This window comes from Pseudomonas sp. PA-6-3C, assembly GCF_021605825.1.
Taxonomy (GTDB): Bacteria; Pseudomonadota; Gammaproteobacteria; order Pseudomonadales; family Pseudomonadaceae; genus Aquipseudomonas; species Aquipseudomonas edaphica.
In genome coordinates, this window is sequence record NZ_WKDV01000017.1 from 107,179 (window position 1) to 121,999 (window position 14,821).

Annotated in this window: 11 protein-coding genes and 1 pseudogene; 3 read left to right on the plus strand and 9 right to left on the minus strand. The window is 60.6% G+C overall.

Annotation, left to right across the window (positions count from 1 at the left end; genetic code table 11):
• Positions 1–60 precede the first annotated feature (60 nt).
• The 3 genes from GIW48_RS13995 to GIW48_RS14005 form a co-directional block, all read right to left on the minus strand.
• Complete coding sequence (locus GIW48_RS13995; protein ID WP_169985040.1) at positions 61–648, minus strand: nucleotidyltransferase family protein; 588 nt, start codon at positions 646–648, stop codon at positions 61–63.
• The gene (locus GIW48_RS14000) at positions 648–1,634 is read right to left on the minus strand and encodes an XdhC family protein (protein ID WP_017138373.1); all 987 of its coding nucleotides are present in this window, start codon (positions 1,632–1,634) and stop codon (positions 648–650) included. The genes GIW48_RS13995 and GIW48_RS14000 overlap by 1 nt, the downstream gene beginning before the upstream one ends.
• 138 nt (positions 1,635–1,772) lie before the next feature.
• A complete protein-coding gene (locus tag GIW48_RS14005) occupies positions 1,773–3,104 on the minus strand; it encodes a dicarboxylate/amino acid:cation symporter (protein ID WP_017138374.1) in 1,332 nt (443 codons plus the stop codon).
• A 339-nt stretch (positions 3,105–3,443) separates the two neighbouring features.
• Between GIW48_RS14005 and GIW48_RS14010 the strand changes: the two genes are divergently transcribed.
• Positions 3,444–4,442 carry an AraC family transcriptional regulator gene (locus GIW48_RS14010; protein ID WP_017138375.1) on the plus strand — a complete coding sequence of 333 codons (999 nt, stop codon included), beginning with the start codon at positions 3,444–3,446 and terminating at the stop codon, positions 4,440–4,442.
• A 360-nt stretch (positions 4,443–4,802) separates the two neighbouring features.
• On the opposite strand, the gene GIW48_RS14015 is transcribed toward GIW48_RS14010, so the two are convergent.
• From GIW48_RS14015 to GIW48_RS14025, 3 genes are read right to left on the minus strand one after another with little or no spacing between them, the layout of a single operon-like run.
• Entirely contained in the window at positions 4,803–6,149 is a 1,347-nt protein-coding gene (locus GIW48_RS14015) for an ATP-binding protein (RefSeq protein WP_058420767.1), read from the minus strand.
• Complete coding sequence (locus GIW48_RS14020) at positions 6,146–6,823, minus strand: response regulator (protein ID WP_017138377.1); 678 nt, start codon at positions 6,821–6,823, stop codon at positions 6,146–6,148. The genes GIW48_RS14015 and GIW48_RS14020 overlap by 4 nt, the downstream gene beginning before the upstream one ends.
• A gap of 18 nt (positions 6,824–6,841) precedes the next feature.
• Positions 6,842–7,150, minus strand: a complete 309-nt coding sequence (locus tag GIW48_RS14025; RefSeq protein ID WP_236460480.1) for a hypothetical protein — start codon at positions 7,148–7,150, stop codon at positions 6,842–6,844.
• Positions 7,151–7,288: 138 nt separating this feature from the next.
• On the opposite strand from GIW48_RS14025, the gene GIW48_RS14030 reads away from it, so the two are divergent.
• Positions 7,289–8,005: a 4'-phosphopantetheinyl transferase family protein gene (locus tag GIW48_RS14030; RefSeq protein WP_017138379.1), complete on the plus strand. Its 717-nt coding sequence runs from the start codon at positions 7,289–7,291 to the stop codon at positions 8,003–8,005.
• Between the two features lie 89 nt (positions 8,006–8,094).
• Here GIW48_RS14030 and GIW48_RS14035 read toward each other — a convergent pair whose 3' ends face one another.
• Both GIW48_RS14035 and GIW48_RS14040 read right to left on the minus strand, forming a co-directional pair.
• Positions 8,095–9,705 (minus strand): ATP-binding protein, encoded by a 1,611-nt coding sequence (locus GIW48_RS14035; RefSeq protein ID WP_017138380.1) that lies wholly within the window; start codon positions 9,703–9,705, stop codon positions 8,095–8,097.
• Entirely contained in the window at positions 9,702–10,427 is a 726-nt protein-coding gene (locus GIW48_RS14040) for a response regulator (protein ID WP_017138381.1), read from the minus strand. The genes GIW48_RS14035 and GIW48_RS14040 overlap by 4 nt, the downstream gene beginning before the upstream one ends.
• A gap of 716 nt (positions 10,428–11,143) precedes the next feature.
• Here GIW48_RS14040 and GIW48_RS14045 point away from each other — a divergent pair.
• Positions 11,144–14,038 carry a ribonucleoside-diphosphate reductase subunit alpha gene (locus tag GIW48_RS14045; RefSeq protein ID WP_099548171.1) on the plus strand — a complete coding sequence of 965 codons (2,895 nt, stop codon included), beginning with the start codon at positions 11,144–11,146 and terminating at the stop codon, positions 14,036–14,038.
• 84 nt (positions 14,039–14,122) lie between these two features.
• On the opposite strand, the pseudogene GIW48_RS14050 reads toward GIW48_RS14045, so the two are convergent.
• Positions 14,123–14,821: pseudogene (locus tag GIW48_RS14050) on the minus strand (hypothetical protein); the annotation flags it as partial.

A 14,821-nucleotide genomic window follows, 5' to 3' on the forward strand; every position in this document is an offset into this window, starting at 1 on the left:
TCACCGCAGCGTGTCTGACACACCGAGGTGCCTGCATCGCGGGCAAGCCCGCTCCCACAGTTAGTCCGCGCTGAAACTCAATGCTTGCGGCAGGTCCACATCCCACAGCACACCGGGATCTTCCACTCGCACCTCCTGCACACTCGCCTGGGCGAATAACGGCTTTGCGCCACGATCACCGCTCAATGCCATCATTCGCGGCCCAAGCGCCCGGCCAAAAGCCACCGGATGCCCGTATTTACCCGCCTGCACCGGCACACTGATGCCATCGTCCTGGACCGCATCAACCACCCGCTCAATGGTCGACGGCTGAATAAACGGCATATCCCCCAACACCACCAACCAGCCATCGGTCTCACCACTGGCTGCGACAGCCGCCGCGATGCTGTCACCCATACCGGCCGATTCGAGCAGCAAGACTTCACAGCCATACGCCTTGGCCAAGCGAATAACGGCCAGGCGGTCCGGCGAAGTGACCAGCCAACGCCTTACAACGCGCCCTGGCAAACTCATCAACACCTGCTCAATCACTGGCCGCGTTACGCCGTCAAGCCCGATGCAATCAGCCAGCAGCTTGTCTTGATCAGCTCCGGCCGCAGCGCGAAAGCGACTGCCCTGCCCCGCCGCCAGCACAATCGCCGTCACCATTACTCAGCCTCCACTGGCAACGGTTTCTTCTGCATCGGTGCCACGCCATTCTTGATCGCGACAATTTCCGCCATCAATGACAGAGCAATTTCGGCCGGCGTATGACTACCGATATGCAGACCGATCGGCCCATGCAGACGCGCGATCGCCTCCGCCGACAACCCCAGCGCCGCCAGCGTTTCCCGGCGCTTCTGCGTATTGACCCGCGAACCGAGGGCGCCAATGTAGAACGCCGATGAGTTCAGCGCCGTCAGCAGCGCCATATCGTCCAATCGAGGGTCGTGCGTCAGGCAGACGATGGCCGTGCGCTCATCCGTCTGGATATTCAGCACCGCCTCATCCGGCATGCCGGGCACAAAGCGGCCATGCTGCTCTTCCCAGCCGTAGACGAATTCTTCGCGCGGGTCGCAGATCAGCACTTCGAAATCCAGCAGGCGCGCCATTTCAGCCACGTAGCGCGACAGCTGCCCGGCGCCGATCAGCAGCAAACGCCAACGCGGGCCGTAGATAGCCCGCAGGCGCTCGCCATCAAAGGTCACGACGTCGGTCTTGGCCGCGCCGCTCAAGGTCACCGTGCCACTGCTCAGGTCCAGTTCACGCGCGACGATCTGATGGTCTTCGCAGCGCGCCAGCAGCTGCGAGACCCAGCCAAATTCATCCACGCGTTCCTCAGTCAGGCGCAACGTGCCGCCGCACGGCAGGCCGAAACGCGCCGCCTCATCGCGGGTGACTCCGTAGGTCACCAACTGCACCGGCGGGCCATCCTCCGGCAAGCGGCCATCCTGCAAGCGCGCGATCAAGTCGTCCTCGATGCAACCACCCGACACGGAGCCGATCACCACGCCATCGCCACGCAAGGCCAACATCGCCCCCGGCGGGCGTGGGGCGCTGCCCCAGGTCTGGACCACGCTGTACAAAACTACTCGGTGCCCGGCACGGCGCCATTCGAGCACGCTGCGCAGGACATTCAGATCCACACTGTCCATCAGGTCTCCTACGGCGAATGAAGTATTCACTTACTGTAAAGCAAGCAAAACCCAAAGCGCCACGCCAGAAACGCAAACGCCCCGAACCAGTCGGGGCGTTTGCAGGCTTTGGGTGTTGTTCACACCTTGGGCAATTTTTTACTTGATAGCAGGAGCAGGGCCTTCAGCCACGCCCAGGTCATCTTCCGGGCGGGTGTCGGAGATACCGGTGCCGCCGGACGCCAGCTCGCTGTGCAGCTTGTCGGTGTCCAGCTCTTTAACCCACTTAGCCACAACGATGGTGGCAACGGCGTTACCGACCAGATTGGTCAGTGCGCGGGCTTCGGACATGAAGCGGTCGATACCCAGGATCAGCGCCAGGCCGGCAACCGGCAGGTGGCCTACGGCCGACAGGGTCGCAGCCAGCACGATGAAGCCCGAACCGGTCACGCCTGCAGCGCCTTTGGAGGACAGCAGCAGCACCAGCAGCAAGGTGATCTGGTGGGTGATGTCCATGTGGGTGTCAGTCGCCTGGGCGATGAACACGGCAGCCATGGTCAGGTAGATCGACGTACCGTCGAGGTTGAAGGAGTAGCCGGTCGGGATCACCAGGCCTACTACGGATTTCTTCGCGCCCAGACGCTCCATCTTGATCAGCATGCGTGGCAGTGCGGATTCGGAGGAGGAAGTACCCAGAACGATCAGCAGCTCTTCACGGATGTAGCGAACCAGCTTCAACACGCTGAAACCGTGCGCACGGCAGATGGCGCCCAGCACCACGACCACGAACAGGATGCAGGTGATGTAGAAGCAGATCATCAGTTGGCCCAACTGCACCAGGGAACCTACGCCGTAGGCACCGATGGTGAACGCCATGGCGCCCAGGGCACCGATTGGCGCGAGCTTCATGATCATGTTGATGATGTTGAACATCACGTGGGCGAAGCGATCGATAAAGTCCAGCACTGGCTTGCCGTAGGCACCCAGGCGATGCAGGGCAAAACCGAAGATCACCGAGAACATCAGCACTTGCAGGATGTCGCCGTTGGCGAAGGCACCGACGATGGTGTTCGGGATCACATTGAGGATAAAGCCAACCACGCTCTGGTCTGCACCAGCGGTCACGTAGGCCGCGACTTTAGAGGCGTCCAGGGTCGCCACGTCGATGTGCATGCCGGCGCCCGGTTGCACAACGTTGACGACGATCAGGCCAATCAGCAGGGCAATGGTGGAAACAACTTCGAAGTACAGCAGCGCGTAGCCGCCGGTTTTGCCCACCGATTTCATGCTTTGCATGCCAGCGATGCCGCTGACAACGGTGCAGAAGATGATCGGGGCAATGACCATTTTGATCAGCTTGATAAAGCCGTCACCCAGTGGCTTGAGGGCCACACCGGTCTGCGGGTAGAAGTGACCGAGCAAAATACCGATAACGATTGCGACGATCACCTGGAAATACAGGGATTTGTAGATTGGCTGACGAGTCGTCATTGCAAAGTTCCTCAATCGCACCGTGTGACAAAGATCCGCCATTGCCCACGACACTTGAATTGCGAACCCTCCTGCACTGGAGGGATTTGTTGTTTGCGAGGTCTGTAGGAATAAACCTGCGCTGTAATCCTTATCGCAAACGCCGTGCCACTTTGCTCAAACTGTCTGAAGGCCTTTAGACATCAGGGCCGAGGTCCATGGCCACGCCATCGACGCCGTCGGTGAGGTGGCGGAATTCCGCCCACTCATCCCCTCTCGTCCTACAATTTGGCGGATATCCGCCTTGTCGCCCCACCCGGTGATGGCTAACATCCGCCACTCCATGGACGAGGCCCTCACATGCGTGAACGTACCATCGCCAGTCACTACGCCCGCGCCGCTCTGGGCGGTGCGCGCCGCGCGGGTTACGACTATTCGGGCCTGCTGCTGCAAGTGGGCATTACCCCGGAACTGCTGAGCGAACCCCGCGCCCGCATCGCCCCCGAGCAATTTACCCGGCTGTTGCAAATGCTGTGGCTGGGGCTGGACGACGAATACCTGGGGTTTGCCGAAGGCCCGAGCAAGCGCGGCACCTTCGCCATGATGTGCCACGCGCTGATTCACTGCCGCACCCTGGAGAAGGCTCTGGAACGCGGCTTATTATTTTATAGCCTATTCCCGCAGGGTCCGCGCTGGCAGCTGACCAGAGAAGGCGATTTGGCCCGCTTGAGCCTGGACGATTCGCAGCTGTGGGACCCTGACCACTTTCTCAGCGAGTGCCTGCTGGTGATCTGGCATCGCCTGGGCAGCTGGTTGATCGGCCAGCGCATCCGGCTACAGCAAGCCACGTTCAGCTATCCGATGCCGGCCCATGCGGGCGAATATGACCTGCTGTTCCCCTGCCCTCAGGTATTTGGCGCGCCGAACAGCAGCCTGGTGTTTCCCGCCCGTTACCTGAGCCTGCCGTTGTTGCAGGACGAGCGCACCCTCAAGCACTTTCTCGAGCGCTCGCCCGCTGACCTGTTGTCGCGACCGGATGAGGGCGACAGTTTAAGCAGCCAGCTGCGCCGCTTGCTCAGCCGCGACCGCACGCCCTGGCCGGACCTGGAGGCCGTCGCCCAGCACCTGCACATCAGCCCGCAAACCCTGCGCCGGCATTTGCGTGAGGAAGGCACCAGTTTTCAGGCGCTCAAGGATGAGTTGCGGCGGGACATCGCCATTTACCACTTGGGGCGGGCGGATTTGTCGTTACAGGAAATTGCCGAGCAGTTGGGGTTTTCTGAGCCGTCGGCGTTTCATCGGGCGTTCAAGAAGTGGACCGGATTGACGCCGGGGGCTTACCGGGCACAGGAGAGTTAGAGGTGCAGTGCTTGGGCGGGCCTCTCGCGGGCAAGCCCGGCTCCCACCTTTGATCGAGTTCACACAATCAAAAAGGTGAGAGCTGGCTTGCCTGCGATCTACGCAACTTTTAAAAGCAGCCTATTTCTCCTGTGGCGAGCAGGCTTGCCCTGCGTTGGGCTGCGAAGCGGCCCCAGTAAAAACACTGCAATTTTCCTGAAAAAACTCAGCGTCTGGATTTGGGTCTGCTTCGCAGCCCAACGCAGGCGGTGCGACGATTCGACAAGCCTGCTCGCCACAACAGCCCACCTGCCACAGACTTCGTGTTAATCGGTTGTGTAGATACCTATGCTGCGATGAGGCCGGCACGGCCTATAAAGATCACGCCGCCGGAAAGTGAATCTTGAACGCCGCGCCACCCAAAGGCGAATCCCCAAGGGTCAACCGCGCGCTGTAGCTTTCAATGATGTCCTTGACCACCGCCAGGCCAATGCCCTGCCCCGGATGCTGGCGGTCCAGCCGCTCGCCCCTTTGCAGAATCCGCGCACGCTGATCGGGCGGTACGCCAGGGCCGTCATCTTCGATGCACAGCTCAGTGCCTTCAAGGTTCTCCGTCAGGCTGATGCGCACTTCACTCAGGCACAGGCGATAGGCGTTTTCCAGCAGGTTGCCGAGCATTTCGAGCAGTGCGCCCTTCTCGATCGGCACGTCACACTCGGGCGGCAATTCAAAGGTCACGGTCACGCGCTTGTCGCGGTAAACCTTGTCCAACGTGTCGCACAGGCTTTGCAACACCGGTTCCAGGCGCACCTGGTGCCGCACCAGGCCGCTTTTTCGCAGGCTGGCGCGCTGCAATTGGTAGCCGATCTGCTGGCTCATGCGTTCGATCTGCGATTGCAGCACCCAGGCCTGGCCGCGTTCTTCCGGGCGCTGGGCCATGTCTTCGCTCACGCCCTGCAACACCGCCAGCGGGGTTTTCAGGCTGTGGGCCAGGTCGTCGAGGGAATCGCGGTAGCGCGCCCGTTGCTCGCGTTCGCTGTGGAGCAAACGGTTGAGCGAGCCAGTCAGGCGCAACAGTTCGCGTGGGTGTTCCTCGGTGAGGCTTTCGCGGGTGCCGCCTTCGATCTGGTCTAGCTCCTGGCTCAAGCGCCGCAACGCTTGCAGGCCCCAGGTCAGGCCCAGCCACAACAGCGTCAACAATACGAGCAAGGCCGCGCCGAAGCCCAGGTAGAGGTTTTCCTGCAGGCCTTCGAGGGTCAGTTGGTATTCACGCACCGGTTGCAGCGCCACGATACTGAACGCCGCGCTCTTGCCGCCCAGCAGCTTGACCTCGACGTCGTACACGAAAAACTCCTGGCCATTGGCTTCGCGAATCCGCGCAAACTCATTACCGCGCCCGTCGTAGCGCGGCTTGTAGTTGATGTTTTCTTCCTGGGTCGCCCGCGAGCGCCACACCAGATGCCCCTCACGGTCGTAGATGTAACCGAGCAGGCGACTGTCAGTGAGGTTGAAGCGTTCGTCCGGCAACTGCGCCGGCATCAGCAGGCGGTTGTTTTCGACCCGCGCGGCGGAAATCAGCGTGGTGACATCCGAGGCCAGGCGCTGCTCGATGGAATCCTGCAGCGCCAGGCTGAACGCGCCTTGCATGGCGGGCAACAAGCCCAGCATAAACAGCACGGCCAGGGTGGTGGCCGCGAGCATCAAGCGCACACGTAGCGAGCGAATCAACGGCAGCGCTCATTGAACAGGTAGCCCAGGCCACGCACGGTGTCGATCGGTTTGAACCCGGCCGGGCCTTCCAGCTTGCGGCGCAGGCGACCCACCAACACTTCGATCACGTTCGGATCCCGCTCGTCGTCATCAGGGTAGAGCTGTTCCATCAAGCGGTCTTTGGCGACCACCTGCTGATGGTGACGCATCAGGTATTCGAGAATCCGGTACTCATAGGCCGTCAGCGCCAACGGTTGCTCATCCAGCGACGCCTGCTTGCGATTGAGGTCGAGCAGCAAAGGCCCGGCGACGATGGTCGACTGGGTGAACCCGCTGGAGCGGCGCAGCAAGGCGTTCATGCGCGCCTCCAGCTCTTCGAACTGGAACGGCTTGACCACGTAATCGTCGGCACCGGCAGCCAGGCCTTCGACCTTGTCTTGCCAGTTGCCGCGCGCGGTGAGGATCAGGATCGGGAAAGTCTTGGCCTGGCTGCGCAGTTGGCGGATCAGGTCCAGGCCGCCCATGCCGGGCAGGCCCAGGTCGATAATCGCCAGGTCATGGTTGAATTGGCCGGTCTGGTAAAGGGCTTCCTCGGCATTGGCCACGGCTTCGACCACGTGGCCGCTGTCGGTCAGGCGGGTGAACAGGTGATGACGCAGCAGCGCCTCATCTTCCACGACCAGCAATTTCATAAGGCTCTCCAAGGCGATTCAACTGTCCGACAGGGGGATATCATAGCGGCCCTGCAAGTCTTGCGGGCGCAGTTTAATGCCATTGTATTGGCCCGTCAGGTGTTCGTAGCCGGGGCGGTAGGCCGGTTGCGGCGTGGTCATGCCCAAAGACTGGCCCCACGGCGCCGCCTGGCCAGCCACCTCTTCGAAGCTCACACGCTGGATCAGGTTGCTGGATTTCCTGGTTTTCTCGCTGCCGAAAGCGGCAAACGCACCGTCCGAAGCCTGAACCCCGGCAGTGGCGCCGAGCATGCTCAAGGCCAGAATCAGCTTTTTGATCGCAGTCATGGGGCTTACCTCTACGCGTTTTGGCTGTTGAAGCCAGACTACGCAGGCGCCCCTGAACTCCCCCTGAACGGGCTCTGAACCAGGCCTGAACCGTTACGGACTATCCACCGGCGCGCCAACTGACGCAAAATACCGCGCATGACGCCTCTACCCGCTTGTTGCACCCCGCTCGATGCCCATTGGCCACTGCCCATCCCGCTGCCGGGCACGGTGTTCTTGAGCACGCGATTCGACCCGGCCTTGTTGCTCGCCGATGACTTCCAGCGCAGCGCCGTGCCGCCTCCGGCCAGCATCCAGCGCTCGGTGGCCAAACGCCAGGCGGAGTTCCTTGCCGGTCGCCTGTGCGCACGGGCGGCGTTGCAACAGCTTGATCAGCTCGATTGCGTACCGGCCATCGGTGACGACCGTGCGCCGGTGTGGCCTGGGCATATCAGCGGCTCCATCACCCATAGCACCGGGCATGCAGCGGCCATTGTCGGGCACAAGGCGCAATGGCGCGGGCTGGGGATGGACCTCGAAAATGTGCTGTCACGGGAGCGAGCGGAACGTTTGGCTGGAGAGATTCTGACCGCCGACGAATTGCAGCGCATGTCACTGGGGCCGCGCGAGCAGAATGCCCTGCTGGTGACGCTGACGTTTTCGGTCAAGGAGAGCCTGTTCAAAGCGCTGTATCCGATTGTGCACAAGCGTTTCTACTTTGAGCACGCCGAGGTGCTTGAGTGGTCCCAGGCAGGCCATGTGCGGTTGCGGTTGCTGACGGAGCTGTCTGCTGAGTGGTGTTATGGCACTGAATTGGAGGGGCAGTTTGCGGTGGAGGGGGAGCAGTTGTTGAGTCTGGTGGCTGTCGGCGCCTGATAGATCGCTATCGCGGGCAAGCCCGGCTCCCACCTTTGATGTGCGAATACATCCAAAATGTGGGAGCTGGCTTGCCTGCGATAGCGGTCTTAAGTCTTGTCCTGATCCCTGGGCCAACTCAAGCTGAAACACGCCCCGCCCAGGTTGTTGCTCTTGCTGATCAACGCCCGCCCGCCGTGCCAATAGATAATCCGCCGCACAATCGACAAACCCAGGCCATGCCCGCCTGAAGCTCGCGTGCGACTATCGTCCAGACGCAAAAATGGCGTGAAAATCCGCTCCCAGGCGCTTTCCGGCACCCCCGGCCCGTCATCTTCCACATCGATGCGGCAACGCACCTGCCCCACTTGATAGCTGATCAGCACCCGGCCCTGGGCATGGCGCATGGCATTGCCCACCAGATTTTGCAGGGCGCGGTGCAAGTAGCGCGGCTCGGCGTCGACCCAGGCATCGTCCCAGTGTGCCGAAGACAGGCAGATGCCACGGGCAACACTGACCTGCGGGCGCAGTGGCGATAATTCGCCGATCACCTGATCGAGCAAGGCGCTGAGGTCTACCCGCTGGAAATTCAGTTCCGGCGCGCCTTGCTCCAGGCGGGCGTAGGTGAGCATTTCGTCGACCAGGCCGTCGAGGTCCTGGATATCGCTGTCCATGCCGTCCATATATTTACGCCGCGCCTCTGGGGTGGCGGCGTCGCCGATCATCTCCAGGCCGAAACGCAGGCGCGCCACCGGGGTGCGCAATTCGTGGGAGACGGCGCGCACCAGCTCGCGCTGGATCGCCAGCAATTGTTGCAAGTGCTCGGCCATGCCATTAAAGGCAGCGGCCAAACGCCCCACCGAATCGGCGCCACGGGCCGGTACGCGCACTTCCAGGTTGCCTTTGGCAATGCGCGTGGCCGCCGCCTCCAGGCCTTTGAGGCGGCGCTCAAGCTGGCGCACCAATAAATAGACGATCAAACCGATCAGCGTGAGGCTGATCAACGCGATCAGGATCAGCCACTGCGGCGGGTACGGGTTCATTTGATACAAGGGGCCGATTTCCAGCACCCACGGCGTGCCGACCATGCCGGCGAATACGCGGATGGAGTCGCCGCCCTTGCCCAGGGCCATCACCGTGTCGCCTTCCGCAACCCGGCGGCGCTGGTCATCATCCATATCCGCCTGATCCAGCGTCATCAGGTGCATCTCAAAACCAAAGCCCTTGGCCTCTTTTATGTCCGCCAGGCGTTGCGGCTGCTCGGCCACCGGGAAACGCACCAGTTCGTCAGCCAACAGGTAAATCGTCGCACGCGCCAGCTGCTCGCTGATCTGCTGCACTTCACCGGTGAGCACAAGCTGCGACTGTTCACTGACCAGGCGCAGCACGCGCGCGGCATGCGGGCCGGTCTGCTCCACCAGCACCTGGCCGCGTTGCAGGCGGTTGCGCTGGGTCAGGTCCAACTGCGCGTCCGCCAACGGACGCAGTTCCAGGGGAATGCCGAGCAAGCGCTCCCACACCGCCAGGGCGCGCTGGCGCTCGATCGCGCTCATCGGTTGCAGGTTGTCGCCCATCAGCGCAAAGGTGCCGTGGGCCAGGCGCTCACGGTACTGGCCGCTGCGCACTTCATTGAGCAGGTGCAGGGCCAGCACGCCAAGCAACGCCACCAGGATCAGCGCCGCGCACATGCCGCCGTAGATGCGCAGGAAGATCGAGTTCACAGCGGCATGTCGGCGGCAGCTTCGGGGACGAACAAGTAGCCTTTGCTGCGAATGGTTTTGATCAGACGCGGGTGAATCGGGTCGTCGCCAATCTTGGGTCGAATACGCGAGATGCGCACATCAATAGAGCGGTCCTGGCCGTCGTAGCCAATCCCGCGCAAGGCAATAAAGATTTCTTCGCGGGACAGGATACGCCCGGCATTCGCCACCAGCAGCCACAGCAGGTCGAACTCGGCACTGGTCAGCTCGATGCCGCCCTCATGCAGCCAGGCTTCGCGCAGGGCGTTGTCCACCACCAGCGGGCCGAATTGCAGGCGCCGCTGGCTTTCCACGGCGGCGGGTAGTGCCGGCTCGCTGCGCCGCAACAATGCCTGGATACGCGCCAGCAACAAGCGCGGGCGCACGGGTTTGCACACGTAGTCGTCGGCGCCCATGTCCAGGCCCTGCACCTGGTCCATGTCATCGGTGCGGGCGGTGAGCATCAGGATCACGCCGTCATAGCGCTCGCGGACTTTGCGGCAGATGCTCAGGCCGTCTTCGCCGGGCAGCATCAGGTCGAGGATCACGAGGTCCGGTTGTTCGGCGACAATGCGCGCCGCCGCCTGGGCGCCGTCGCTTTCCACCGACACCTGCAAGCCGTTGCTCTCCAGGTAATCACGGGTCAACTCGGCCAGTCGCTCGTCGTCCTCGACGATCAATATCTGCCAGGCTTCTTGCTCCATGCGCTACCTCGGTTCTCATTATTGTCATGTGCAGCAAACACACTGCTGCCTCTATATGAAGGCCGATTGTAGCCATGGGCCAACCCTTAAACACAAGCCGGGAAATCCATTCGGTGATCGCGTTTTTTTGTGATAGGGTTCGCGCCCTCAAAAAACCAACAGACGGTTTTTGCCTTGGAATATTCGGTGACAAACGGCGTAATCCAGCAGTACTGCGGCCTACACGGGTGTTCCACGTTTCATACACATTTTACCCACAGCGTTATCCACAGGTAGTGCGTTGCTAAGCCCCCCAAAACGCATTATCTTGTACCTCGGCGCTAAAAAAACCCTACATGTAGGGTTTTAAGCAAAAAACCAAACACAAATCAGACAAGAAACTCAAGCGCTTTCTTGCTCCTGTTTGGTTGAACCAAAGCATTTTTTAAAAGCCCAAACCGCGCACGCGGATGGCAACCGTTTTCCAGCCCGATTGGCAGAAAACGGTACGGGTGTTGCAGTGCTTGCAGCGAGCAACTGTCACCCGGCAGGAATACGGCCAAGGGCTCTTTCAAGCCCCGAACCGAAGACTTCGGCATGGAAGCGGCGCGAATAGCTCCCTTCCTCCTGTCCCGAAGTTGTTATGCCAGGCCCAGGCCTGTTGTAAGTGCTTCAGGACGGAACGGTGGGCACCGTGATGGTGCCCAAATAAATATAGAATGTGGAGACAACCCCCCATGCAAACCGACACAACTCGCGAGAACCCGCAAGGCTCCGTGCCGCAGGCCGCTGATTCGAACCTGGATCTGTCCGCCACTGCACCTGGCCAACTGCGTGTGATCAAGCGTAACGGCACTGTCGTTCCTTATACCGATGACAAAATCACCGTCGCCATCACCAAAGCGTTTCTTGCAGTTGAAGGCGGCACCGCTGCTGCCTCGTCGCGCATCCACGACACCGTTGCCCGCCTGACCGAACAGGTTACCGCGACCTTCAAACGTCGCATGCCGTCGGGCGGCACCATCCACATCGAAGAAATCCAGGACCAGGTCGAACTGGCCCTGATGCGTGCCGGCGAGCAGAAAGTGGCACGCGACTACGTGATCTACCGTGACGCCCGTTCCAAGGAACGTGCCGTGCGCTCCCCGGCTGAAGAATCGGCCGTGCAAGCTCACCCATCGATCCGCATCACCCTGGCCGACGGCAGCTTTGCTCCGCTGGACCTGGGCCGCCTGAACACCATCATCACCGAGGCCTGCGAAGGCCTGGAAGAAGTCGACGGTGACCTGATCCAGCGCGAAACCCTGAAGAACCTGTACGACGGCGTGGCCCTGACCGACGTCAACACCGCCCTGGTGATGACTGCCCGTACCCTGGTTGAGCGTGAGCCGAACTACTCGTTCGTGACCGCGCGCCTGCTGATGGACACCCTGCGCGCCGAAGGCCTGGGCTTCCTGGGCGTGGCCGACAGCGCCACCCACCACGAAATGGCTGACCTGTACGCCAAGGCCCTGCCGGCCTACATCGCCAAGGGTATCGAATTCGAATTGCTGAACCCGATCCTGGCCACCTTCGACCTGGAAAAACTCGGCAAGGCGATCAACCACGAGCGCGACCAGCAGTTCACCTACCTGGGCCTGCAAACCCTGTACGACCGTTACTTCATCCACAAGGACGGTATCCGCTTCGAATTGCCGCAAGTGTTCTTCATGCGTGTGGCCATGGGCCTGGCGATTGAAGAGAAGCAAAAAGAAGACCGCGCGATTGAGTTCTACAACCTGTTGTCGTCCTTCGACTACATGTCGTCGACCCCAACCCTGTTCAACGCCGGCACCCTGCGTCCACAGCTGTCGAGCTGCTACCTGACCACCGTGCCGGATGACCTGTCGGGCATCTACCACGCGATCCACGACAACGCCATGCTGTCCAAATTCGCCGGCGGCCTGGGTAACGACTGGACGCCGGTGCGTGCACTGGGTTCTTACATCAAGGGCACCAACGGCAAGTCCCAAGGCGTTGTACCGTTCCTCAAAGTAGTGAACGACACCGCTGTAGCCGTGAACCAGGGTGGCAAGCGCAAAGGCGCTGTATGTGCCTACCTGGAAACCTGGCACATGGACATTGAAGAGTTCATCGAGCTGCGCAAGAACACCGGTGATGACCGTCGTCGTACCCACGACATGAACACCGCCAACTGGATCCCTGACCTGTTCATGAAGCGCGTCTTCGATGACGGCCCGTGGACCCTGTTCTCGCCGTCCGAAGTGCCGGACCTGCACGACCTGACCGGCAAGGCCTTCGAAGAGCGTTACGAGTACTACGAAGCCCTGTCCCAGTACCCAGGCAAGATCAAGCTGTTCAAGACCATCCAGGCCAAAGACCTGTGGCGCAAAATGCTGTCCATGCTGTTTGAAACCGGTCACCCATGGCTGACCTTCAAAGACCCGTGCAACCTGCGCAGCCCGCAGCAGCACGTGGGCGTGGTCCACAGCTCGAACCTGTGCACCGAGATCACCTTGAACACCAACAAGGACGAGATCGCCGTTTGCAACCTGGGCTCGATCAACCTGCCGAACCACATCGTCAACGGCAAGCTGGACACCGCCAAGCTGGAACGCACCGTCAACACCGCCGTTCGCATGCTCGATAACGTTATCGACATCAACTACTACTCGGTGCCACAGGCGCAGAACTCCAACTTCAAGCACCGTCCGGTCGGCCTGGGCATCATGGGCTTCCAGGACGCGCTGTACCTGCAGCACATTCCTTACGGTTCGGACGCTGCCGTCGAGTTCGCCGACAAGTCCATGGAAGCGGTCAGCTACTACGCGATCCAGGCTTCCTGCGACCTGGCCGACGAGCGCGGCGCCTACGAGACGTTCCAGGGCTCGCTGTGGTCCAAAGGCATCCTGCCGCTGGATTCGCAACAGATCCTGATTGAGCAGCGTGGCCAGAAGTACATCGACGTTGACCTGAACGAAACCCTGGACTGGGCGCCGGTACGTGCCCGTGTGCAGAAAGGCATTCGTAACTCCAACATCATGGCCATCGCACCGACCGCCACCATCGCCAACATCACTGGCGTGTCGCAGTCGATCGAACCGACCTACCAGAACCTGTATGTGAAATCGAACCTGTCGGGCGAATTCACCGTGATCAACCCGTACCTGGTTCGTGACCTCAAGGCCCGCGGCCTGTGGGACTCGGTCATGATCAACGACCTGAAGTACTACGACGGTTCGGTGCAGCAGATCGAGCGCATCCCGCAAGAACTCAAAGAGCTCTACGCGACTGCCTTCGAAGTGGACACCAAGTGGATCGTCGACGCCGCCAGTCGTCGCCAGAAGTGGATTGACCAGGCTCAGTCGCTGAACCTGTACATCGCCGGTGCATCGGGCAAGAAGCTCGACGTGACCTACCGCATGGCCTGGTACCGTGGCCTGAAAACCACTTACTACCTCCGTGCCCTGGCCGCGACCAGCACCGAGAAGTCGACCATCAACACCGGTAAGCTCAACGCTGTTTCCAGCGGCAACCACGGTGATGATTCGGTGCTGGCTGCTCCAGCCGGCCCGGCACCCGTGCCAAAGGCTTGCGCGATTGATGAGCCGGATTGCGAAGCTTGCCAATAAGCTGAGTGAGTCCCGGGCTTGAACGCCCGGGATGTAAAAAACCGATAAACCTGAATGCATTTGGGTTTATCGGTTTTTTTTGCGCTACACGAATGCGTAGGCGTTGCCTTCCTGGGGCCCTTCACCGCGCCCACCCCACAATTCAATGCGCCCGCCAATCACCGCCATTGAATGGTGGCCATAATCCACAACACCCAGCTTGCCACTTGCCAGCTCGGAACTCGAAGACCGCCTATAGAGGTCTTTCAGGCCAAGCCGGTCCAGCGCTTCCCAACCCATTTCGCCATTGTTCAAACTTTGCATCGCATGAGCGAAACTCTGTTTTGCAGCATTGGGGTTGTCATCGTAGCCATTGCCCTCCATTTGAGCCCGCTTGGCGCTCGCGGCATACATGAAGTTTGCGTCGGTAATCATGCCCGGATTATCGCCCTTGAACTGCGCGTAAGCGGCTGCATGCCTTAACTCACCCTTAGATAAAGTAAGCTCGAAACCGTCTCGCATTTTTACGTAGTAACCCCCTCCCGTCTCCTTCACATCCTTGAAGACGTCGGTAGGTTTTTGACCAAACTTCATCATCGCTCCCTTTATCGCGGAAACGGTGACGCAATTGCCGTCAGGGCCTTGGCTGAAACCACTCCAGATATTGTCCGGCTTTTTACCTGGGTTGCTTGCATCTGGCTTGTAGTTGAAATGCTTGGAACCGTCGGTAATCGGTAGATTACTCATGGGTTCGCTACCGCCGAAATTCTTCGGATTTACCCTGCCACCACCACCACCACCACC

What these genes read in the sequence shown, in the direction of transcription:
- GIW48_RS14010 (WP_017138375.1), top strand. Translation starts at nt 3,444, where the DNA reads ATGCGTGAACGTACCATCGCCAGTCACTACGCCCGCGCCGCTCTGGGC.
- GIW48_RS14020 (WP_017138377.1), bottom strand. Translation starts at nt 6,823, where the DNA reads ATGAAATTGCTGGTCGTGGAAGATGAGGCGCTGCTGCGTCATCACCTG.
- GIW48_RS14030 (WP_017138379.1), top strand. Translation starts at nt 7,289, where the DNA reads ATGACGCCTCTACCCGCTTGTTGCACCCCGCTCGATGCCCATTGGCCA.
- GIW48_RS14040 (WP_017138381.1), bottom strand. Translation starts at nt 10,427, where the DNA reads ATGGAGCAAGAAGCCTGGCAGATATTGATCGTCGAGGACGACGAGCGA.
- GIW48_RS14045 (WP_099548171.1), top strand. Translation starts at nt 11,144, where the DNA reads ATGCAAACCGACACAACTCGCGAGAACCCGCAAGGCTCCGTGCCGCAG.
- GIW48_RS14000 (WP_017138373.1), bottom strand. Translation starts at nt 1,634, where the DNA reads ATGGACAGTGTGGATCTGAATGTCCTGCGCAGCGTGCTCGAATGGCGC.
- GIW48_RS13995 (WP_169985040.1), bottom strand. Translation starts at nt 648, where the DNA reads ATGGTGACGGCGATTGTGCTGGCGGCGGGGCAGGGCAGTCGCTTTCGC.
- GIW48_RS14025 (WP_236460480.1), bottom strand. Translation starts at nt 7,150, where the DNA reads ATGACTGCGATCAAAAAGCTGATTCTGGCCTTGAGCATGCTCGGCGCC.
- GIW48_RS14005 (WP_017138374.1), bottom strand. Translation starts at nt 3,104, where the DNA reads ATGACGACTCGTCAGCCAATCTACAAATCCCTGTATTTCCAGGTGATC.